The sequence below is a fragment of the Aquimarina aggregata genome (assembly GCF_001632745.1).
Classification (GTDB): Bacteria; Bacteroidota; Bacteroidia; order Flavobacteriales; family Flavobacteriaceae; genus Aquimarina; species Aquimarina aggregata.
Genome location: NZ_LQRT01000002.1, coordinates 106,116 through 128,524, shown reverse-complemented (window position 1 = coordinate 128,524; position 22,409 = coordinate 106,116). Strand labels below are relative to the sequence as shown.

The window sequence follows — 22,409 nt, the reverse complement described above, 5'->3', positions numbered from 1 at the left end:
AATTTATATTCATTAATATTGTAAATAGAATATATAACACTACACAAGTGGAACAATCTCAATTAAAATGTGCGGTAGTAGATGACTCTCGCCTTCAAAGACTCGCTATAGTCAAACTAATAGATGAACATTCTTCACTAGAATTAGTGGCAGAATGGAATAATGCTATTGAGACTAAGAATGGATTATTAGATACTCAAGTAGATCTTTTATTTCTGGATATTGAAATGCCAATACTTACTGGTTTTGACCTTTTAGATGATTTAGAAAATAAACCTCATATCATTTTTGTTACAGGAAAAACAAAATACGCTTTTAAAGCTTTTGATTATGATGCAGTAGATTACTTAAGAAAACCATTAAAAAAGGATCGTTTCAACGCGGCAGTAGAAAAGGCATTAAGTATGTCTCGTTTAGGGACTGAAAGTGCAGTTGTAGAGGATGATGATTATATATTTGTAAAAAGTAATTTAAAGAAAAGGAAGATTTTTCTTAGTCAATTAAAATATGTCGAGGCTTTAGGTGATTACGTAAAACTTATTATGGAAGAAGGAGATCCAATTGTAGTTTTAGCTACTATGAAATCTTTTGAAGCACAATTACCAAGTGATCGATTCTTAAGAATACACAAGTCTTATATAGTTAACCTTGACAAAGTTGAACGCTACAATAGTCGTAATATAGAAATTGCAGACGAAAAAATACCCCTTAGTAGACATAAAAAACATTCTTTAATAGAAGCGTTAAACAACTAGTAATTATCTACATTTATAATAATTCTTACTCCTGAAAACTCTTTTATAGTTGCAAAAGAAGTATGTATCTTTTTTATAATGTCTTTAGTTTTTGATAAAGATTGTTTTTGTGGTATTTTAATCAATATATTTTTATGATATTGATTTCTTATTCTTGATATTGGAGGAAATTCTGGTCCTAAAACATTTTCATGAAATGAATTTCTAAGAGAACGTGCAAGCCAGTCTATTGCACTATTGACTTTATTATAGTCTTTATGTTTTCCTGTAATTTTTATGATTCTAAAAAAAGGAGGATACTTGTATTGATGTCGTTCTTCTATTTGATCTTTGTACATCCCCTGGAAGTCATTTATTGATACTTGTTGAAGAATTTGATGATACGGATTATATGTTTGAATTAAAACCTTTCCTCTTTTCTTTGTTCTTCCGGCTCGTCCTGCAACTTGTTGCATCAATTGAAAACTGCGCTCATGTGCTCTAAAATCTGGAAAATTAAGCAAATTGTCTGCATTCATTATACCAACAAGAGTTACATTTCTAAAATCCAAACCTTTTGACAACATTTGCGTACCAACTAAAATATCAATTTCTCCTTGTTCAAAACTATTTATGATCTTTTCATAACCATATTTCCCCCTGGTAGTATCTTGATCCATACGACCTATCTTATAATCAGGAAAAAGTTCTTTGAGCTCTTGTTCTATCTGTTCTGTCCCAAAACCTTTAGTCTGTAGTTCTGTACTATTACAAGCCATACATTGCAACAACATTGCCATATTATAACCACAATAATGACACCTTAATTGATTTCTATGATTATGATAGGTAAGACTAACATCACAGTTTGGACATTGTGGAGAATGCCCACATGTGTTACATTCTACAACAGGAGAATATCCTCTTCTATTTTGAAAAAGAATAACCTGTTCTTTTTCTCTCAAAGCATCTTGAATTCCTTCTAATAGTGTATCACTAAAATGCCCTGTCATTTGTTTCTTCTTATACTTCGTCTTTACATCGACTAAATTGATATCTGGCATAAGAACATTACCAAACCTTCTAGTCAGTTTTACTAAACCAAATTTATTCTTTATCGCATTATAATAGGTTTCTAATGAAGGTGTAGCAGACCCCAATAGCACTTTTGCCTTAAACATATGGCCTAATACAATAGCAGTGTCTCTTGCATGATATCTCGGTGCAGGGTCATATTGTTTAAAGGTACTTTCGTGCTCTTCATCAACAATAATGAGACCCAGGTTTGTAAATGGCAGAAATATAGCTGATCTGGCTCCAATAACTATTTGAGCCTTTGATTTAGCACCTTTGACATTATTCCATGCCTCTACTCTTTCGTTTACAGAATACTTAGAATGATACACAGTAAGTTTTTCTCCAAAATATTGTTGCAACCTACTAATAAGCTGAGTTGTCAAACCTATTTCTGGCAATAAATACAAAACCTGTCTACCTTGTTTAATAGTTTCCTCTATAAGTTTTACATATATCTCTGTTTTTCCGGAAGAAGTAACACCGTGTAACAAACAAACATCTTTTGTATTAAAAGACTCTTTTATCTCCTTAAAGGCTATATCTTGATATTCATTAAGCTTTTTACTTTCGTACTGAGTATCGGCTTCATAATGCACTCTATCGGTTTGAACATGATACTCTTCTAGAATATTTTTATCAATTAAAGTCTTTATAACTGCACTGGAGCTATTTGATTTTTTAACAAGTTCAGTTACTTTAATCGGTTTTGAAGTTTGAGCTTCTAAAGTAAATAATTGCATCAATACTTCTCGTTGCTTTGGAGCCCGAGTAAGCGAATCAAGCAATAATTTTAAAGCTTCTTCTTCTTTATACTCTTGATCAAGTTTAATATATCTAACAATCTTTGGTTTATATTGCTCATAAATCTCTTCTTGTACAGTAATTACTTCCTTTTCTAGTAATCTTTTTATAACCGGAAGTACATTTTTCTTACTTACAATATTCATTATTTCCTGAATTCTAAGTAAACTTTGATATTGTAATGCCTCAAAGACTAAGAATTCATCATCTTTTAAAAGAAGTTCATCTACCGTATTGTTCTCGTTTTTAAGAACAATAGTTTCACTTTCGAGCAAGAAAGCGCTTGGTAAGGCAGCTCTCATCACTTCTCCTTTAGTACACATATAATAACTAGAAATCCAAGACCAAAGCTTTAGTTGATCCTTTGTAACAATAGGAGATTCGTCTAAAATATGTTCTATCTCTTTTGCTTCATAAACAATAGGAGGTGTTTGATGCACTACAGTAACCAGAGCAGCATAAATTTTACTTTTTCCAAATTGAACTGCTACTCTCATACCTGGCTTTACAAAAGCTGCTTCACTACTATTTATACTATAAGTAAACTCTTTATCGAGTGGTATAGGAAGAATTACATCTATAAAGTATGACATTAACGAGGTATAAAGAAAAAATAGACTAAACAGGTTCTAGCCTACAAAAATACAAGTTTAGTCTCTAGAAAGTCAAATAATATGTCTAGAAGTCATTTTTAGTTACTTTATTACTGATTTACGCTATTCTAACATAGAAATAAAATAAATAAAGTCTACTCTCATAAAATACGAAAATAGCCTGATCATGATTTGATCAGGCTATTTTCGTATTTTATAAAAATCTATTTTTATTTCGTTTCTCCTAGCATTCCTCCTTTAATTATTTCGCATGCTGGTTCATTTCCAAGCCATATTTTAAATAAAGCGTACTTAAAATCACGGCCTTTAATAAAACCTAGTTCTTCTCCGTTTTTATATGTTTTGATTCCTTTTCCTTTTAGATACACTAAATCATAAAAATCATTAATCTTCATTGGAGAATCAAATAACTTAAGAAAATCTTCGATTCTTACATCTAGACTTTGAGTATTTCCAAACATAGCATCATCAAAACCTTTTCTGAATACTTTTATCATTCTTTCATTAGTAACCTTTTTAGAAGCAATATTTAATCGAATAGCCATTGTTTCATCAGATTCTAATACTTTTTTATCTTCATTATACTTTTGTTGCGTATATAAAGTACCTGCGTAAGTTTTAAATGACAGCACTTTTCTCATACCACCACCATTAAACACTAACTCTTCTCCATCAAAATTCACTTTCTCAGGGACTACAATATCTCCAATTCTAACTTGGGCAGATGCTATTGAACTGAATGTCAATGCAACTATTAGGGTAATTATTTTATTCATGGTTTAGTTTTTTTAAAGTTTAATTATACGTTTAGTTCTATAAAACGCCAAAAACTAACGTTAAAAAGTGTTAAATTTTTAACTCCTCTCTAAAACTGCTATGAAAAACTATACTTTTAACCACTTTTGTGTCCTGTATAAAAAGGCAATATACCCTCTTACATTTAATACTTTAGGGTTATCTTCATCGACCCATATTTTACAACGATACACCTTTCCGTTTTCTGGATCTAAGATAGTACCATCTTCGTATTCATTCCCGTCTTTTTCTAATTCATTGATTATAACCATACCTTCTATTGGTTGATTATGTTCTTCCCCATTACATTCAATACATAATTTACTTCTATCTTCTTCTTTCAATATTCTTTTGATTTTACCATAGAATTTGTCTCCTTCTTTGTAAATCTCTACTATAGATTTTGGTTTTCCTGTAGTATCATCGATAGTTTTCCATTCACCTACAATTTCTTGTTGTGCACTAGCAATACTAGAAATCAATAGTAATAGTGTAAAAAGTGTTTTGAAAATGTTCATGATAAATTGATAATTTGATTAGTGAAATTAAGACTAGAAAAGCTATCTGCGGCTCTGCAGATAGCTTATATATTAATAGAACTAGGTTATTGGATACCTAACATCCCTTTTTTTATACCTTCACTTGCAGGTTCATCTCCAAGCCATATTTTAAACAAAGCATACTTAAAATCACGACCTTTTATGACACCTAATTCTTTCCCGTTTTTAAAAGCTTTTACTCCAACATCTTTTATATAAACTATGTCGAAAATATCATTCTTAACTATAGGTTCGGAAAAAAATTTAATAAACTGATTAATTCTTTTATCTAGAGGTTTCGTATTACCAAAGGTAGCTTTGTGAAAACCATCTCGCACTGCTTTGATCATTTTCTTTTGTGTTACAAAACCAGAAACTATATTTAATTTTATAGCCATCGTTTTATCAGATTCTAAGATCATCTTAGGATCTTTACTTTTACCTTGTAGATATAATCCACCAGCATACAAATCTATCCAAAGCATTTCTCTCATTCCTGCTCCGTTTAATTTTAAATCTGTATCTGCAAAATTTTCCTCATATGGTAAAATTGCTTTACCAACTCTTATTTGTCCAATTGCAGTAAAAGAAAAAAAGGTAATAAGTATTAAAATAATTTTCTTCATGTTAATTAAGGTTTAATTGGGGCTTATTAGATTTTTTTAACATTTTGTTGGCAAACAAATATAAAAAAATATTATGCACGCACAACATTATGACGAATGCCTACCTTAATTTTAACAAAAATACAATTATATTTTATTGATTTCTAATTACCTAGCATTTCTTTCTTAAGTCCCTTATCCGCTGGTTTATTTCCTAACCAAATGTTAAAAAGAGCCACCTTAAAATCTAAACCAGTAACGTATCCTTTTTCTACTCCGTCCTTATAAATAACACTTCCTTTACCTTTTTCATACACAATATCATATACTTGATCAACCTCGATTTCATTATTAATAAAACCGATAAATTTTTCTATTCGTTCTTGATAAGGTGCCAAATTACCATTTGTAGATTTTTCAAAACCTTCTCTTAATGCATTAGCCATTTTATTTGTAGACATTAGCCCTGATAAAATGTGTAGTTTAATAGCCATGGTTTCATCAGCCTCTGCAATTGCACTTGCACTTTTATTTTTCTTATTAAGATATAATCCTCCAGCATAAATATCGATAAAGAGTTTTTCTCTTAATCCTCCTCCATTAAAGACGAGACTTTCTTTATTGAATGTTACATTATTTGGTAAAGTTGCATCCCCAATTTTTACTTGTCCTTGTACGGATATAACCGTTACCAATGCTAAAAATAATACGCTTAGTTTTTTCATACTTAAAATTATCTGTTTGTGTTAAATTAAATTACTTATCAAAATTCTTTCTTAATTGGTTTAATGAGGCATTAAGCTCAAAACCCAACAATAATAGATTGGCATTGAGCCATATATACAGCATTAATATTAATACGGCTCCAATAGATCCATATAATTTATTATAATTTGAAAAATTATCTATATAAATTCCAAATAAATATGTAGTAATAATAATCAAAAAAGTAGTCATAAAAGCACCTGGAGAAAAGAATTTATTATTTCTTCCTTCTGAAGTGCCAAAATAGAATAGTGTCGCTACTATAATAAATATCATAAAAACGAACAACGCGTATTGACCGATTGTTAGCCAAAACAACGTATCATCTACCATTCCTATCTCATTTAAATTATTCACTAAATATGTAAAATACAATGTACCTATTACCGTAACTAACAATAAGGATGCCACGATTATAGATACTCCAAGTGCCACAAGATACTGTCTTACAAAATTTCTATTTAAATTGACGTGATAGGAATACTCAAAACCAGAAAAAACTGCATTTATTCCGTTTGTCATAAATAAGATTGAAAGTATAAATACAGTTGATAACAACCCTCCTCTTGGATTTGAGGCTATATCATTAAAAATCCCAGAAAAAAAAACTGATGTTTGTTTTGGTAATGCTCCATTTATAAACTCGAAAAAATTATTTTCAAAATTATCAATAGGTACATAAGGGATAAGATTTAAAAGAAAAAGCAAAAATGGAAATAATGAAAGAAAGAAACTCCATGAGATAGAACTTGCTCTTGCTGAAAAGGTTCCTTTTATAATTCCGATGACATAGATTTCAATCAAATCATATACCGACAATCCTTCAAAACCAGGAAGAACAAGTTTTTTCCCTAACTTAACCAAAAGATTAATCACAGGAATTTTACTTAACTTATCTTCAATTGCTTTTGACATATATTTTAGCTTATATCGCTTTTAGGCTTAAATCTAAATTATATACAGAGTGAGTTAACGCCCCACTACTTATATAATCAACACCACATTCTGCATATTTTCTAACGGTATCTTCATTAATACCTCCACTAGATTCTGTTAAACAGGTATCACCTATAAGCGCTACAGCCTTTTTAGTATCTTCGTAATTAAAATTATCAATTAATATCCGATATACTCCTGGAGTTTTAAGTATTTCTTTAATTTCATTAAGATCACGGGCTTCTACAATGATTTTAAGATCTAAACTATTATCTAATAAATACTGTTTTGTTTTCTCGATTGCCTTTGTAATACCTCCTGCAAAATCGATATGATTATCTTTTAGCATAATCATATCATAAAGTGCAAATCGATGATTTTCTCCTCCCCCAATTTTTACTGCCCACTTTTCTAATGCACGAATTCCAGGAGTAGTCTTTCGGGTATCCAAAATCTTTGTTCCTGTTCCATCTAACAGTTTTACAAAATGATTTGTTTTTGTAGCTATAGCACTCATTCTTTGCATAGCATTTAAAACTAATCGTTCTGCTTTTAGGATAGATTGTGATTTTCCTGACACATAAAAAGCGATGTCTCCGAATTTCACAGAAGCTCCATCCTGAATTTTAATGTCTATTATCATTTCGGGGTCGACATAATTAAATACCTGTTTTGCAAAATCTACTCCTGCTAAAATTCCATTATCTTTAACCAAAAGTTTTGCTTTTCCAGACACAGAACCAGGAATACATGCCAGCGAGCTATGGTCTCCGTCACCAACATCTTCTCGAATAGCATTGGATATAATCAAATCAATTTCTTTATCAAATTGGGCTTTACTAATCATATTGAATGGTTATTTTTGCTAATGTAAAAAAAAGAAGTCGGAAGTACGAGGTTCGAAGCACAAGGTATTTTTATGAACATAAAAATCAACAAAGTACAATGAAACAACTTTTAAAAAAAATACAATTATTTAGTATAGCACATGACCATTAAATTACTTGCAATAGGTAAAACTGACGATAAACAACTTGAAGAGCTTACTCAAAAGTATATCAAGAGGTTAGGGTTTTATGGTAAATTTATTTTTGAAGTAATTCCCGATCTTAAAAACTCAAAAAACCTTAGTGAAGCTCAGCAAAAAGAAAAGGAAGGTTCTTTAATTTTGAGTAAAGTAGAAAATTCTGATATTTTGGTAGTATTGGATGAAAATGGAAAACAATATGATTCTGTTCAATTTTCTGAAGCCTTACAAAAATATATGAATAGTGGGATTAAACAATTAATTTTTGTAATAGGAGGACCTTATGGATTTAGTCCTGAAGTCTATCAACGTGCTAATAGCAAATTATCACTATCAAAAATGACGTTTTCTCATCAAATGGTTCGTTTATTTTTTGTTGAACAATTATATAGAGGTTTTACAATATTAAAAAATGAACCTTACCATCATCGTTAGACAGTCATTTCTTTACTTAATTTTAATTACTACATTTACCAACCTTAAATATAATCTTACACTATGTTACCTTACCTAAAGCTTATTAAGTTTGACAACCTACTCATTATTGCTTTAGCACAAGTATGTATTAAATATGGGCTTTTTGAGCCTTTTGGTATTGCGATAACACTCAATAGTTTTGGCTTAGCTTTATTAATTGTTTCAAGTATTTCTATTGCTGCTGCAGGTAATATTATTATTGAAATTTACGATCGTGAAAATCTAGGAATAAAAGGCTTGTTATATGGATCAATAACAGAAAAGAGTGCCAATAGATTATTTATTATTTTTAATGTAATTGGAGTTGGTATTGGGTTTTATTTAGCTAACTTGATCAATAAACCAGGCTTTGTTGCTCTTTTTATAATTGTATCGGGAGTATTTTATTTATACGCTTCTTATTTAAAAGAAATAATAGGTCTTAAGAACATTACCTTTAGTTTACTAGCGGGATTAAGTCTAGTGGTAGTTGGGATTTTTGATCTTTTACCTGCTATAACTCCAAAAAATAAAGAATCACAAACTGTACTGTTTTCTATTGTATTAGACTACTCGATCTTTGCTTTTATGATTACTATGCTAAGAGAGTTAATAAAAGACTGTATTCATATAGATCGGGATCATAATAACGAGATAAAAACAATACCAATATTATTAGGTAAAACCAGAACTTCTAAATTAATTGGGGTATTGACAATTTTTCCGATACTTGCTATTGTATATTATATTTATACCTATTTATTTTCTAATAGTACTGCTGTAATTTTAATATTATTTTGCTTGGTTGCTCCTTTGCTATATTTCATGATTAAAAGTTTTTCTGCACAAACAGATAAACAATTTTCACTTTTAAAAAATATCCTAAAAATATTGTTTGTTGTAACTGCCATTTCTCTATTACTTTATCAATTTATATTATTATAAATTATGCTAAAAGATATTTTAAAAGAATACAATATTATTCTTGCCTCGGGATCTCCAAGAAGACAACAGTTTTTCAAAGATTTAGATTTAGATTTTAAAATACAATTAAGAGAAATTAATGAAGTATATCCTGATCATTTAAAAGCAGAAGAAATATCAGATTATCTAGCCGAACTAAAATCAAAAGCTTTTACTGATCTTAACCCTAAAGATCTCCTAATAACTAGTGATACGATTGTTTGGCACAACAATAAAGCTTTGGGGAAACCAAGAGATACAAATGAAGCAAAGGAAATGATTGCCTCATTATCTAATGATACTCATAAGGTTATCACATCTGTGTGTTTTAAAATGGGAAATGAGATCAGAGTTTTACATGATATCACAGAAGTTACTTTTAAGAAATTGAACCAAAAAGAAATCGAGTATTATGTCAACACTCATAAACCCTTAGATAAAGCAGGTGCTTATGGTATACAAGAATGGATTGGCTTTATTGGAATATCAAATATTAAGGGTAGTTATTTTAATGTAATGGGATTACCCACCCATATCGTTTATCAAACCTTAATCGATATTGCCGTAAACAAAAACATTTAATGTTTTTGTATTTTTGTTGATTAAATTAATCACTTAGAGTACTATAGCGTTACTTATTTTTTTGGAAAATTTTTAATCTCTATAATAGGTCTATATATCTCTTTTTTAACAAAACCAGATACAGCATCTTACAATAATTGTGTATTAAATTTTGTTTTGGTCGCGGTCATAAAATTTAGGTATTCATAAGTCATTGCTTTTGTATAAATATCGATTGCAATACTTTCATTTATTACATGCTTTTTTTGGTATTCATTTAGAAAATTTCCCATAGCATAAGCACCTTCAAAATCATCATTTCCTGTAATCCAAGGAGCATAAAGGTTACCTGTTTCTGGTGGTGTTAATTGATTTCCCAGCCATGCCCATAGATATTCGCAAGGTATCATAACTATCAAAGCATAAATTGATTCCATTTGTGATACTACGTTAGATTCATACTCTGCATACTCCTTACAAGCTTTGCTAGGTACAATTCCATTAGCGTCCTTGATATGCCATATATCCGGAAATGTCTTATTATATTTCTGATAGCTTTTGTGTTTTTTTAATAAAAATGCCTGAAGACCAGGGTTGGTTGCTTTTTCTGCGGCTGTTAAGTAATCTTGTTCTCCATTAAAACAATAATATGCATCACTTACATTAAATCCACCATATGTTACTGGATCGAGTGTTCCATCTGCAATTCCTTGAATAAAATCAGTATTTAAGGCATCATCTGCAATTTGCATACAATCATCCCACATTTTCCAGAAAAGGGAATTTGCTGGAGGTGGTGCCGTAGATAATTTATACTCAACTAAAAAGCTTTTATCTAATTCTATTCTTCTGTTGTTTTTCATGATTAAATAATTTTAAAATTCTATTAGTAAAACATATCAAATTATGCAATAACAATACATTATAAATTCATGACCTTATCAATTAACTACTTAATCTATAAGATTAATAGTCTATTGTAAATTAGGGTTTACTCATTAAAAAAAATATTTCATCCTATTTCATTTTATTTTTGGGAACAAAACAATTTTATAAAATGTTAATCGATATTGATAAATTATAGGTTTATTGTAATTTGCATATTAAAATTAATGCTATGAAAAGGTCTATATTATTATTTGGGATTTTAGGATTATTTGTAATTATTGCTTGTAGTAACATAAAAGCCGATAATATCTCAAAAACAGTTATAACAGAAGCCTCTTATACGGATACAGAGTCCAATACACTTTCAGAGGATTTCAAAAAATACTGGTATAATGGCACTGCAGAAATATCATCATATCAATTAGAACAAGCTAGATATGGCGAGATAAGAAAAGGGACATCTGTTCTCATATTTGTTACAGAAGATTTCTTACCTAATGAACAAGTAAAGGCGGATCAAAATAGTTCCAATAATATTCCGGTATTAAAATTAAATGCTACAAAAAAATTTAACACAGGTATTTATCCATATTCGATAATGCAAAGCACATTTTATCCTGTATCAGATAATAGACATGCTATAAAAGTATCTAGCTCAATGCAAGAATGGTGTGGTCATGTTTATGCACAACTAAATAACAGAGATGAATTCGAAATTATGTCACATTCTTATTTTCAAAATGAAGCTGATCAAGAATTTAAAATAGATAAGGCTATCTTAGAAAACGAACTTTGGACAAAAATTAGAATTAATCCAAGTAACTTACCTGTTGGCAACAAAATGATAATTCCGTCTTTAGAGTATTCAAGGTTAAGGCATAAAGAAATAAAACCTTTTAATGCAAAATGTTCATTACAAAAAAACGACGCAACGAGTACTTATACTATAGAATATCCTGAGCTAAAGCGAAGTTTAAGCATAACTTTTACAACTAAGTTTCCTTATGAAATAGAAAGTTGGACAGAAACTTTTAAAAGCGGTTATGGTTCTAATGCAAAAGAATTAATGACCACTGCCACTAAAATAAAACAAATTAAATCTGCTTATTGGGGTAAGAATCGTAATAAAGATGAAGTGCTAAGAACAGAGTTAGGGCTTCAATAACAATTTACAACAAGAACAAGAATTTAGCTTAAAAATATATCCAAGCAAAAAAATAATTACCATGATAAAATTATCTGAATCAGAAATACAGAAGAAACTTAAAGAAGTTGATGGGTGGGAATACAATGAAAATGCACTACATACAACTTTCGAGTTCAACGACTTTAAAGATGCTTTCTCTGTTATGACTCGTATTGCTTTTGAAGCAGAACTCCAACAACATCATCCAGACTGGTCTAATGTATATAATAAATTACAAATTAGTCTTTCTACACATGATGCTGGAGGAATAACAGAAAATGATTTTGTACTTGCAAAAACAATTGATAAGATTATTGAAGGAGATTCATAATCTTACCTTTAATCTAGTACACTATAATTTTTAGAATTTTACGAATCGAAGTCTAACAAACATTTGTCAAAAACTTGGTTTCTACTTATGTTTGTATTTACAATTTAAAATTATCGCAATGGGAAGAGCTTTCGAATTTAGAAAAGCACGTAAGATGAAACGTTGGTCAGCAATGGCTAAAGCGTTCACTAGAATAGGTAAAGATATCGTCATGGCTGTAAAAGAAGGCGGGCCTGATCCAACTTCTAATTCTCGTTTAAGAGCTGTAATACAGAACGCCAAATCTGTAAACATGCCAAAAGACAATATCGAACGTGCAATTAAAAAAGCATCTGATAAAGAACAGGGCGATTACAAAGAAGTACTTTTTGAAGGATACGCACCTCACGGAATTGCAATTCTGGTAGAGACTGCCACAGATAACAATAACAGGACCGTAGCAAATGTTAGATCTTATTTTAATAAATGCGATGGAAATTTAGGAACCTCTGGATCAGTAGAATTTATGTTTGATCATACCTGTAACTTTAGAATTAATGGTGAAGGTCTAGACCCAGAAGAATTAGAATTAGAGTTTATTGATTTTGGAGCAGAAGAGGTATTTCAAGACGATGATGGGATACTAATTTATGCCCCTTTTGAGAGCTTTGGGGCCATTCAAAAGGAACTTGAGAGCCGGGAAATAGAAATTTTATCTTCTGGATTTGAACGCATTCCTCAAGTAACAAAAAAACTAACCCCTGAGCAAGCAGCCGATGTAGAGAAGCTTTTAGAGAAGATCGAAGAAGATGATGATGTACAGAATGTTTATCATACAATGGAAGAATCTTCTTCTGAGTAATGAAATATACCGTTTTAATATATAAAAGAGTTTGATTTTCTTATCAGACTCTTTTTTTATGTGAATTATTCTTTTCAACCTATTCTAATAATTATTATTTTAAATCCTTATTAAGTAATTTCCTTTATTTGAATTGAGCTAAAACTTTACTCATTAGTTTTAATATTGTCATTTATAAATAGTTAAAAAAAAGTTAATAAAATTTTTCATTTTTTTATTTTTTTTCTATTTTCGCTGCAAAATTCATAAAAACCCCGAAATGATTATGAAAAAAATCACCTTCCTATTTTTTCTGACTTCTATGTTAATTTTCCAATCTTGTTCTAGTGATAGTGATGAGGATAGTGGAGCATCATTACCTGATGAAATAACTTATGGTCGTGAAAAAGTTACCATTTCTTCTGCTTTGATTGAAGATTTCGGAAATGGATTTAATGGATATAATTATGACTTCACACTTAAGGGAACTCTTGATGGAAAAGAATATAGTTTTTATGTAGAATTGTACTCTCCTGTAATTGAAAATGACAATCGTTTTAGAAGTGGTATATTCTCTTATAATCCAAATCCTACAGAGCCTGCTTTCTTTTTTGATGATGCCTATATTACTGTTGATGGGCAAAGAGTAAATGTTACTGGAGGAAAAATTACGGTTAATGCAAATAGTGATACAAATTTTGAATTTACTACAGATGTAAGTATCGAAAATGGAAAATCCATGTCGGTTCTCTATGATGGACAATTTACTGTAGTAAGCGGTAGATAGTTTATACCTTATATAAACATAACAAAAAGGACGTATTGATCAATACGTCCTTTTTGTTATGTTTTATTTATATTTCCGACTTATATCTAAAACCTTCACTTATGAAATTATTAGCAACTATAATCTTATTCGTATTTGTATCAGCTAGCACGTATGCCCAAGAAATGGATAACAACAAATTACAAGAAATTATTTATAAAAATGCGGATACTTTAAATGGTGTTTCGGGTAACTGGAAATTTTTGTATAAAGAGGTTCCTATGCTATGTGTTACAGATCAAACCAATAATAGAATGCGTATAATTTCGCCTATTGCCGAATCGAAAAAATTAGATAAAGATCTTTTATTAGATGCTATGACAGCTAATTTTCATTCAGCATTAGATGTTAAATATGCTATTTCAAATGAAATCCTTTGGTCTGTATATATACACCCTTTAAAAGAATTATCTAATGAACAAGTTGAAAACGCGATATCACAAGTATATTATGCTGCTAAGACATTCGGAACAACATTTTCTAGTACCGAATTAATTTTTGGAGGAGGTCAAGTAGAAGAAAAACCTAAGGATGATAAAATAATAGAAGAAAAAACTCGAAAATTTTAATCCACATTAAAACTATATCCAGGTATTTTTCCTTTTACACCTTTGAAAAAGTTATACATGTATTCAAAATCTTTTTCAATACTATTTGTTGGATAAAACGGTTCTGAAATTACATTTTGTTTTTTTCCAAAGTCAAAAGTAATCATAATTATAGGCACTTCTGCTTCTTTAGCAATATGATAAAAACCGGTTTTCCATTCTTTTACTTTCTTCCTAGTTCCTTCTGGAGCAATGGTAAGACGCAATTCTTCTCTTTTTTTAAACAATTCTGCTATTGCTTCAACTTTATTTTGACCAGGTGTTCTATCTAAAGGAATCCCTCCTACTTTTTTAAAATACCAACCCAAAGGCCATTTAAAGAGTTCTTTTTTTCCCAAAAAACTAATTTTAAGATTAACCAATTGTCGGATTAACAAGCCTATATAAAAGTCATGCCAACTCGTATGCGGCACTGCAATAACAACACATTTCTTGATATGGTCGGCATTAAAATCACCAATAATTTTCCAACCTAGTATTTTATAATAGATAAAAGATGATAAACGTTTCATAAAATACTAAGTTGAAAATATATTTATAAAGAACGATAAATTTTCTTTAATACCTCTGCATTAACTTCGGATTTCCAATCTTTACCCAAAGCATTTTCCCATAGTGGTTCTAAACTAAGTGCTACTTCGCACATAGTATCCAACTGTTCTGATGTGATATCAGCACAAACTCCAACAGGCAATGTTATATTATGATATTCTTTCATTTTTTTAAATATCGCAACTCCTTCTGGGTAATATTTTTCTAATTTATCAAATACAATGCAATTTCCAACACCATGTTTTGTTCCTAAAACATATGCCAATCCATAACTCATTGCATGAGCAACACCCACTTGTGAATATGCTATACTCATTCCTCCGTGCCAGGAAGCCATCATTAATTTTGAATCAGCATCTTCTTTTTCTAAATCGTTTTCTAGAAAAATTTCTTTACACAAATCCAATGCTTTCTCACCATAACTTTGGCTAAAAGCATTCAAATATGTACCATTTAACGACTCTACACAATGAATATAACAATCCATACCTGTATAAAACCATTGATTTTTAGGCACATTATTAATTAATTCTGGATCTAAAATAACCTGATCAAATGGTGTAAAATCTGAATTAATACCTAGTTTTCGTTCTGGTCCAGTTAATACGGTAGTTCTAGACACTTCTGCTCCTGTTCCAGATATAGTTGGAATCCCAACATGATAAACAGCTTTGTTCTTAACCAAATCCCATCCTTGGTAATCCGCCGCACTTCCTGGATTGGTTAACATAATAGCTACAGCTTTTGACAAATCAAGTATAGAACCTCCACCAATTCCTATAATACCGCTTGGCGCAAACTGATAGGTACTATTAATTCTATTCACCAATTCATCTACTTGAGATGTTTTGGGTTCTTCTTCAGTTGATACATAAATTATTTCATCCATTGAACGTAATGGAATTCTATCTTCAATAAATGAGATATTATTTTCAAAAACACTATCTATTAAATAGATAAAAGGTGCAATACCATTTCGTACTGGAGAAATTATTTCTCCTATTTGGTCAAAAGCTCCTTTTCCAAATACTACTTTAGGAACCATTGGGAAGTTTTTATGTAAAGTAGTTTGTTTTTTATCGGAAGTAATCAAATAGTTTGTTTCCACTACATTTTCTTTTTTAATTATTTTCTTAGCTCTTTCTAAATCTTCCGGGGTATCAATTTCAACACCTTCGTGTCGAGTTTCAATCATTTTTATATTCTTACCATATTCAAGGTATCTAATACATTCTATTTTTTCAGAAGCTTCCAGTTGTTTCATTGGTAGCTTATAAAAATCCAAAATAGCTTGTTTTCTAAAAGCATAAACTCCTTTATGCTTATGATATGTATAATTTAATTCTTTATCTCTAGGATACGGAATTGGTGATCGTGAAAAATACAATGCATAGTTATTTTCATCTACAATAACCTTTACACTATTAGGATTCATAATATCATTCCAGTCACTAATAGGTGTCATAAGGCTTGCCAAATCGATTTTATCCGAATCATCTTCATAAAATACATTTAAGACTTTTTCAAGGCTTTCTCGATCAGTAAATGGTTCATCTCCTTGAACATTTACCACAATATCCACATCCAAACCTTCAACAGCTTCAGCGATTCTATCACTACCACAACTATGTTCTTTAATACTCATAATTGCTTCTCCACCATTAGAAACTATTTCTTCATAAATAATATCACTATCAGTGACTACATATACTGCATCAAATAATCCAGAATTAATAGTAGCTTCATAAGTTCTTCTGATCACTGTTGTTCCTTCAAGGTCTTGCATTAACTTACCAGGAAACCGCGTTGCAGCGTATCGCGCAGGAATCATTGCGATAATCTTAAGTTCTTTTTTGTTCAATGTTTGTTGCTTTTTGTAATAGCAAAATTAGCTTTTTTAAATCAATTTTCGAGCCAAGCTTTATATTTAGTTATCTATATAAATCTTAAAAAAATCATAAATATCAGCCAAAGAAAAGCTTATCAAATTTTTCTTTGTTTTATTTTACATCGATCTAAGAATAAAGAGCCTTTTATATAAAACACTTCAATAATAAAATACCCTACTATCTACTTAATTCTTTTTTTACCACTTTATATAATCAAATAATTCAATCCGTTAAAATAAAACAACTTAGCTTTCAATAAAAAAATCGTTCTTAAATCCAATAAGATATAATTTCTTTTTGGCTCTAGTTACGGCTGTATAAAGCCAGCGTAAATAGTCTTTATTAATACCATCTGCCAAATAAGGCTGTTCTATAAATACGATATCCCACTGACCACCTTGAGATTTATGGCAAGTTATTGCATACGAAAACTTAACCTGTAGACTATTAAAGTACTTATTATTTTTCACTTTTAAAAATTTCTTATACTTAGATGTTTCATCTTCATAATCCTTCATCACCTCTTGATATAAAGTATTTGATTCTTCATAAGATAATGATGGGGTTTCAGATGTTAATGTCTCGAGAAGTAAAACTGTTTCAAAAGATTTTTGATTTGGATAATCAACCATGCTAATTTTGACCTCTGCGAACCTAAATCCATACAGTTCTTTTATGGCATAAATTTCTAGAATCTTAATGATATCACCATTCGCAATAAATCCAGCTTCGCTTTTGTTATCAAGCCAAAAATAATTATTCTTTACAACCATTAAATAATCTCCTGCAGAAAGTTCCTCTTCTTGAAAAAGAATTCTTGATCTTATTTGTTGGTTATAAATATTCGCTCTTTTATTTGATCGAAGTATAATCACAGATTCTTCATGACCAGAATCTGAGTAAGCTTCATTTAAGGCATCCATAATTTCATGACCATCGATACATCTAATTATATCGGTATATCCTGATATATTAAATTGAAAAGTATCATAAAAACCACCATTAAGCTGCTCTCTTAAATTAGTTGCATTCATTAAGATACCACTATTTTCGGCTTGCCTTACAACTTCGTCTAATTCTATCTGGGTCACATCCTTATTAAAACCCATAGATAGATTATCTGGATTAAGAGCAGGACTGACTTCCAGTTTTACTGGTGGTAATTGTGCTGTATCGCCTATAAAAAGGATTTTGCAATTATATCCTGAGTACACATACATCATCAAATCATCTAACAAAGAGCCATTTTCGAACAATTTACTGTCACTAGGAGTATCAGGAATCATAGATGCTTCGTCAACTATAAAAAGAGTGTCTCTACTTTTATTTTGTTTAAGCTGAAAAGCTAAACCACCGGATTGATTCTTTTTTGGATAATAAATGTTTCGATGGATCGTCTGTGCGTGCTTGCCAGAATAATTGCTAATTACTTTAGCTGCCCTTCCTGTAGGAGCAAGTAATACTGCTTTCAGCTTCGCTTTCCATAAATTCTTAACCAAAGTACCTATTAATGTTGTTTTTCCTGTTCCTGCATAACCCTTAAGAAGAAAAAGAGCATCTTTGGATCCCTCTAAAATGAAATGAGATAACTTCTGAAGTACAACGTCCTGTTTTAGAGTGGGTTCAAAAGGAAAATCTGTTTTCAATAATTCATAAAACTCTTTTTCCTTCATTGATTTATTTTAAATATAAACATCTAACTTAAGTTAATAAATCAAAGATAGGGATGATTTTTTGGCAATAAACTTTTACGATTAAAAAAAAATTGTAGATTTGCGTATACACTAATGTTTAAAGCTAAATCATAAAATGAAAATTGTTATTCAATTAGTTCTTTGGGTAGTTATAGGGTTTTTAGGATACTTGGTATTCAATTCTGTTATGGGACCTGTAAGATTCAACAAAGTAAAAGAAGTAAGATATGCTAAAGTCGTTGAAAATCTTAGAGATATACGTACCGCTCAATTGGCTTATAGATCTATAACTGGAAAATTTGAAAAAAATCCAGAAAAACTCATCACATTTATAGATACCGCTAAATTCACACTAACACAAAGAAGAGATTCTAGTTTTATAAGATTTAATAAAATCCTGAAAATTGACGAACCGAAAGATACTGTTGTTGTTGACACACTAGGGTATGCTTCAGTAAAAGATTCTTTGTTTAAAACTGGTAGTCATAAATCAATGTTGAAAATTCCTATTGCAGGCGTTGATGCAAAATTTGATTTAGATGCTGGTTTTATTAATAAAAATGACCTGAGAATCCCTGTTTTTGAAGCTAAAGTAGCAAAAGACGTACTTCTTCATGATCTTGACAAAGATTTGCTTGCTCAAGAGAAAGAAGTTGTTTCTGTTGATGGTGTTAATGGGGCATTTTTATCTGTTGGATCAATGATTGAAGTAAAAACATCTGGTAACTGGCCAATGACCTATGGTGCAAACGACCAATAATAATATAGATAATACATCTAAAAAATTGTCCATTCAGGTAAGCTTGAATGGACTTTCTTTTTGTACGAGAGACGCTATTGATCATACAATACTAACTGTTGAACAAGAAAATTTTGGAATACAATTAACTCCCGAGCAAATTTTAAATAAAATCAAATATACTTTTGATACAAATTCTAATTTAAAAGAAAACTTCGAAACAGTAGAAGTTATATATCAAAATGATCTTTATACTTTAGTTCCGAAACCTTTATTTGATGAAAATCAAGCAAAGGAATATTTAAATTACACTGTTAAAGTCTTCGATAATGATTTTATAGCATTTGATGAGTTAAATCAACATGATATTATTACAGTCTATATCCCTTATGCAAATATTCACAATTTCTTCTTTGAAACTTTTGGTTCTTTTACATACAAACATTCTACCACCATTTTAACGAATGCTTTGCTCTCACAAGAAAAAAATAGTGATGATATAGCTGTTTTTGCTAATATGAATTCAAAGTCTTTTGATTTATTTGTAATCAATAAAGGACGGTTAATTCTAAGTAATACATATAGTCACGAGACTAAAGAGGATTTTTTATATTATTTGATGTTTGCTACAGAACAATTACAATTAAATCCAGAGGAATATCATTTGGTGTTTCTTGGTGATATAAAGAAAAACAATGATTACCATAACATTGCACATCAATATATAAGAAAAGTTAGTTTTAGCAACCATCTGTTGGATTTAAAACTATCACCAGACATTCGACCTATAGAGCCCCATCAACACTTTGTTTTACTAAGTCTTTTTTAATATGCGTATCATTTCAGGAAAATATAAAGGAAAAATACTTTATGCTCCAAAAAAATTACCTGTTAGGCCTACAACTGATATGGCAAAAGAGGGATTGTTTAATATCTTAAATAATCATTACAATTTTTCTAATTTATCTGTAATTGATTTATTTGCAGGCACAGGTAATATTAGCTATGAATTTGCTTCAAGAGGCACAAAAGATATAACCGCGGTAGATGGGCATTATGCATGTTTGGGGTATATAAAAAATGTTTCTAAAGAACTTAATTTTACTATTGAGACTATCAAGAGTGACGTATATAAGTATCTCGAAAAATCAAGCAGTAAGGCCGATTTAATATTTGCTGATCCTCCTTATGATTTTGAAACAGAAAAATTTTCTAAAATAGCTATTCTCGTATTTGAAAAAAACCTTTTAAAAGACGATGGAGTTTTAATCATAGAACATTCAAAACATACTTCTTTAGAAGAAACTCCACATTTTAGCCATTCGCGAAAATATGGAGGCTCTGTATTTAGTTTTTTCGAAAAGTAATACTAATAATTATTGATTACTCATAACCGAAGTTCTTATAGAGAATTCGTCTATAGTAGTTAGATTACTTAAAGAGTCTATTTGATAAGAAGCATTACTTATGATATCTTCATAAAAAGACAGTACTTTAGCATCAAATCCAGGTGTATCCTCAGCAGTTAGCTTAAAAATATCCATCTGATAAATAAAATTATTTAAAATGTGATGACTTGAGCAAAGCATAGCCTTATAAATATTAAGCTTTGCATTTTCCAACTGTACCTTTTTACTATTTCTACGCATATCGATAAAAAGGAAAACGCAAAAAATTAAAAATGGAAAAATTAGTTCGTCTATCTCTAAATAATCAAAGCTTTTTAAGAAGGTAATGAATTGATCAAATAAATCTAACTCAAGGAGTATTGTCGACACATAAATAAAGGAGGAAAATACTAACCCTAAAAGCGTTAGTTTGTACTTATTCATTTGGTTAGGGGATTATAAAGTTAGGGAGTTGTGATTTGTGAGTTTTACTAGGGTTACGATTTAAATTATTAACAGAAAAAAATATACGTTTAGGGGTCCGACCAAATAAATATAAGCAAAATGACGTATTGGAATATTTATTTTACGAGTATTTTAACATAATTTTTATGATGAAAACCCATAATCTTATTAGTATAATGATTTAGATACTCTTTCTACTTTAAAAACCTTGTTTAAAAATTACGCAACTTCCTCACCTTTAGAAGCTTCCCATATCATAAACCATTCTTCATTTGTAATATCAACTTTTAAGGCCTCTACTGCAGATTGGATTCTATTAATTTTTGTTGATCCAATTATTGGTAAAATACGTGAAGGATGTTTTAAAATCCATGACATTAATATCTGATCCAAGCTGGCATTGTATTTTTCAGACAATTCAACTACAATTCCATTAATTCTCAATACACTTTGATCAAGTTCTTTTGCAAAGAACTTTCCTCCTTCTAAAGTAGAATACCCCATTGGACTTATCTGTTTTGTAATGCATTGGTCTAAAGTTCCATCTTCGAATGGCTCTAAATGTAAAGGAGAAATCTTAATTTGATTTGTTACTAAGGGAATAAAAGCGTTTAACATCTCAAATTGTGAAGGTGTAAAATTAGATACACCAAAATGCAATACTTTACCATCTTCTTTTAATTTCGAAAAGGCTGATATAATCTCTTCTGGGTTCATTAACGGACTTGGCCTATGAACCAATAATAAATCAATATAATCAGTTTCTAAATTCTTTAAAGATTTCTCTACTGATCTAAGTATATAATTTTTATCTAAATCATATGATTTAATGCCATTATCAGGCCTGTTTGGCGTTACTAATTTTATGCCGCATTTGGTAATTAGTTGCATTTTTTGCCGAAGAGCACTTTGGTTTTTTAAAGCATTCCCAAATAGTTCTTCAGTAGTATAGTGACCATATATATCAGCATGATCAAAAGTGGTTACCTCTATATTTAAGCAGTCTTCTATTAGTTTTTGAGTTTGGCTTACAGTTAGATTAGCGCCCCATTCTCCCCAATTCATGCATCCTGCCACTATACGTGAAAATGTTGGGCCTTTTTTCGAAACCTGAATTTTCATATTTAAAGTTTTCAAAAGTTAATGTGTT

25 protein-coding genes and 1 pseudogene are annotated in these 22,409 nt (G+C 30.2%); 12 read left to right on the top strand and 14 right to left on the bottom strand.

The window, feature by feature from the left end; translation table 11 throughout:
* Positions 1 to 47 precede the first annotated feature (47 nt).
* On the top strand, positions 48 to 755 hold the full coding sequence (locus AWE51_RS02325; protein WP_066308929.1) for a LytR/AlgR family response regulator transcription factor: 708 nt from the start codon (positions 48 to 50) through the stop codon (positions 753 to 755).
* On the opposite strand, the gene priA is transcribed toward AWE51_RS02325, so the two are convergent.
* The 7 genes from priA to nadC form a co-directional block, all read right to left on the bottom strand.
* Positions 752 to 3,205 carry a replication restart helicase PriA gene (gene priA, locus AWE51_RS02320; RefSeq protein WP_066308928.1) on the bottom strand — a complete coding sequence of 818 codons (2,454 nt, stop codon included), beginning with the start codon at positions 3,203 to 3,205 and terminating at the stop codon, positions 752 to 754. The genes AWE51_RS02325 and priA overlap by 4 nt on opposite strands.
* 230 nt (positions 3,206 to 3,435) lie before the next feature.
* Positions 3,436 to 4,002, bottom strand: a complete 567-nt coding sequence (locus AWE51_RS02315) for a chalcone isomerase family protein (protein ID WP_066308927.1) — start codon at positions 4,000 to 4,002, stop codon at positions 3,436 to 3,438.
* 108 nt (positions 4,003 to 4,110) lie between these two features.
* Entirely contained in the window at positions 4,111 to 4,539 is a 429-nt protein-coding gene (locus tag AWE51_RS02310; protein WP_066308924.1) for a DUF2147 domain-containing protein, read from the bottom strand.
* Positions 4,540 to 4,625: 86 nt separating this feature from the next.
* Positions 4,626 to 5,186 (bottom strand): chalcone isomerase family protein, encoded by a 561-nt coding sequence (locus tag AWE51_RS02305; protein WP_066308923.1) that lies wholly within the window; start codon positions 5,184 to 5,186, stop codon positions 4,626 to 4,628.
* Between the two features lie 143 nt (positions 5,187 to 5,329).
* Positions 5,330 to 5,890 (bottom strand): chalcone isomerase family protein, encoded by a 561-nt coding sequence (locus AWE51_RS02300; RefSeq protein WP_066308922.1) that lies wholly within the window; start codon positions 5,888 to 5,890, stop codon positions 5,330 to 5,332.
* Positions 5,891 to 5,921: 31 nt separating this feature from the next.
* The gene (locus AWE51_RS02295; RefSeq protein WP_066308917.1) at positions 5,922 to 6,845 is read right to left on the bottom strand and encodes a YihY/virulence factor BrkB family protein; all 924 of its coding nucleotides are present in this window, start codon (positions 6,843 to 6,845) and stop codon (positions 5,922 to 5,924) included.
* 10 nt (positions 6,846 to 6,855) lie between these two features.
* Positions 6,856 to 7,713 (bottom strand): carboxylating nicotinate-nucleotide diphosphorylase, encoded by an 858-nt coding sequence (gene nadC / locus AWE51_RS02290; protein WP_066308914.1) that lies wholly within the window; start codon positions 7,711 to 7,713, stop codon positions 6,856 to 6,858.
* Between the two features lie 141 nt (positions 7,714 to 7,854).
* Here nadC and rlmH point away from each other — a divergent pair, with 141 nt between their 5' ends.
* The 3 genes from rlmH to AWE51_RS02275 all read left to right on the top strand — a co-directional run bounded on the left by rlmH (position 7,855) and on the right by AWE51_RS02275 (position 9,894).
* The gene (rlmH, locus tag AWE51_RS02285; RefSeq protein ID WP_066308910.1) at positions 7,855 to 8,328 is read left to right on the top strand and encodes a 23S rRNA (pseudouridine(1915)-N(3))-methyltransferase RlmH; all 474 of its coding nucleotides are present in this window, start codon (positions 7,855 to 7,857) and stop codon (positions 8,326 to 8,328) included.
* A 63-nt stretch (positions 8,329 to 8,391) separates the two neighbouring features.
* The gene (locus AWE51_RS02280; RefSeq protein ID WP_066308909.1) at positions 8,392 to 9,294 is read left to right on the top strand and encodes a geranylgeranylglycerol-phosphate geranylgeranyltransferase; all 903 of its coding nucleotides are present in this window, start codon (positions 8,392 to 8,394) and stop codon (positions 9,292 to 9,294) included.
* Between the two features lie 3 nt (positions 9,295 to 9,297).
* Positions 9,298 to 9,894, top strand: coding sequence for a Maf-like protein (locus tag AWE51_RS02275; protein ID WP_066308907.1), 597 nt, complete (start codon positions 9,298 to 9,300; stop codon positions 9,892 to 9,894).
* Between the two features lie 128 nt (positions 9,895 to 10,022).
* Here the strand turns inward: AWE51_RS02275 and AWE51_RS02270 are convergent, their stop codons facing one another.
* Positions 10,023 to 10,736 (bottom strand): TenA family transcriptional regulator, encoded by a 714-nt coding sequence (locus AWE51_RS02270; RefSeq protein WP_066308905.1) that lies wholly within the window; start codon positions 10,734 to 10,736, stop codon positions 10,023 to 10,025.
* A 254-nt stretch (positions 10,737 to 10,990) separates the two neighbouring features.
* Here AWE51_RS02270 and AWE51_RS02265 point away from each other — a divergent pair, with 254 nt between their 5' ends.
* The 5 genes from AWE51_RS02265 to AWE51_RS02245 all read left to right on the top strand — a co-directional run bounded on the left by AWE51_RS02265 (position 10,991) and on the right by AWE51_RS02245 (position 14,493).
* Positions 10,991 to 11,926 (top strand): septum formation inhibitor Maf, encoded by a 936-nt coding sequence (locus AWE51_RS02265; protein WP_066308902.1) that lies wholly within the window; start codon positions 10,991 to 10,993, stop codon positions 11,924 to 11,926.
* Positions 11,927 to 11,987: 61 nt separating this feature from the next.
* Positions 11,988 to 12,278, top strand: coding sequence for a 4a-hydroxytetrahydrobiopterin dehydratase (locus AWE51_RS02260; RefSeq protein ID WP_066308899.1), 291 nt, complete (start codon positions 11,988 to 11,990; stop codon positions 12,276 to 12,278).
* Between the two features lie 118 nt (positions 12,279 to 12,396).
* Positions 12,397 to 13,119 (top strand): YebC/PmpR family DNA-binding transcriptional regulator, encoded by a 723-nt coding sequence (locus AWE51_RS02255; protein WP_066308895.1) that lies wholly within the window; start codon positions 12,397 to 12,399, stop codon positions 13,117 to 13,119.
* Positions 13,120 to 13,384: 265 nt separating this feature from the next.
* On the top strand, positions 13,385 to 13,885 hold the full coding sequence (locus AWE51_RS02250; RefSeq protein WP_147405086.1) for a hypothetical protein: 501 nt from the start codon (positions 13,385 to 13,387) through the stop codon (positions 13,883 to 13,885).
* Between the two features lie 101 nt (positions 13,886 to 13,986).
* Complete coding sequence (locus AWE51_RS02245) at positions 13,987 to 14,493, top strand: hypothetical protein (protein ID WP_099098758.1); 507 nt, start codon at positions 13,987 to 13,989, stop codon at positions 14,491 to 14,493.
* On the opposite strand, the gene AWE51_RS02240 is transcribed toward AWE51_RS02245, so the two are convergent.
* The 4 genes and pseudogenes from AWE51_RS02240 to AWE51_RS02230 all read right to left on the bottom strand — a co-directional run bounded on the left by AWE51_RS02240 (position 14,490) and on the right by AWE51_RS02230 (position 18,646).
* Entirely contained in the window at positions 14,490 to 15,044 is a 555-nt protein-coding gene (locus AWE51_RS02240) for a 1-acyl-sn-glycerol-3-phosphate acyltransferase (protein WP_066308890.1), read from the bottom strand. The two genes, AWE51_RS02245 and AWE51_RS02240, sit on opposite strands and share 4 nt — an antisense overlap.
* Positions 15,045 to 15,067: 23 nt before the next feature.
* Positions 15,068 to 16,129, bottom strand: a complete 1,062-nt coding sequence (locus tag AWE51_RS26940) for an iron-containing alcohol dehydrogenase family protein (protein WP_066310923.1) — start codon at positions 16,127 to 16,129, stop codon at positions 15,068 to 15,070.
* A 75-nt stretch (positions 16,130 to 16,204) separates the two neighbouring features.
* A pseudogene (kdsB, locus tag AWE51_RS26935) lies at positions 16,205 to 16,915 on the bottom strand (3-deoxy-manno-octulosonate cytidylyltransferase); the annotation flags it as partial.
* A 303-nt stretch (positions 16,916 to 17,218) separates the two neighbouring features.
* A complete protein-coding gene (locus AWE51_RS02230; protein ID WP_066308888.1) occupies positions 17,219 to 18,646 on the bottom strand; it encodes an ATP-dependent DNA helicase in 1,428 nt (475 codons plus the stop codon).
* 136 nt (positions 18,647 to 18,782) lie between these two features.
* Here AWE51_RS02230 and AWE51_RS02225 point away from each other — a divergent pair, with 136 nt between their 5' ends.
* Genes AWE51_RS02225 through AWE51_RS02215 form a run of 3 tightly spaced genes read left to right on the top strand, consistent with a single transcriptional unit; the run spans position 18,783 to position 20,773 of the window.
* On the top strand, positions 18,783 to 19,427 hold the full coding sequence (locus tag AWE51_RS02225) for a hypothetical protein (protein WP_066308885.1): 645 nt from the start codon (positions 18,783 to 18,785) through the stop codon (positions 19,425 to 19,427).
* Positions 19,408 to 20,235 carry a DUF3822 family protein gene (locus AWE51_RS02220; RefSeq protein WP_066308883.1) on the top strand — a complete coding sequence of 276 codons (828 nt, stop codon included), beginning with the start codon at positions 19,408 to 19,410 and terminating at the stop codon, positions 20,233 to 20,235. Before AWE51_RS02225 ends, AWE51_RS02220 begins: the two co-directional genes overlap by 20 nt.
* A 1-nt stretch (position 20,236) precedes the next feature.
* Positions 20,237 to 20,773, top strand: coding sequence for an RsmD family RNA methyltransferase (locus AWE51_RS02215; RefSeq protein ID WP_066308881.1), 537 nt, complete (start codon positions 20,237 to 20,239; stop codon positions 20,771 to 20,773).
* Positions 20,774 to 20,782: 9 nt separating this feature from the next.
* On the opposite strand, the gene AWE51_RS02210 is transcribed toward AWE51_RS02215, so the two are convergent.
* Both AWE51_RS02210 and AWE51_RS02205 read right to left on the bottom strand, forming a co-directional pair.
* Positions 20,783 to 21,238, bottom strand: coding sequence for a hypothetical protein (locus tag AWE51_RS02210; RefSeq protein WP_066308876.1), 456 nt, complete (start codon positions 21,236 to 21,238; stop codon positions 20,783 to 20,785).
* Positions 21,239 to 21,478: 240 nt separating this feature from the next.
* Positions 21,479 to 22,381, bottom strand: coding sequence for an aldo/keto reductase (locus AWE51_RS02205; protein WP_066308874.1), 903 nt, complete (start codon positions 22,379 to 22,381; stop codon positions 21,479 to 21,481).
* Positions 22,382 to 22,409: the final 28 nt, after the last annotated feature.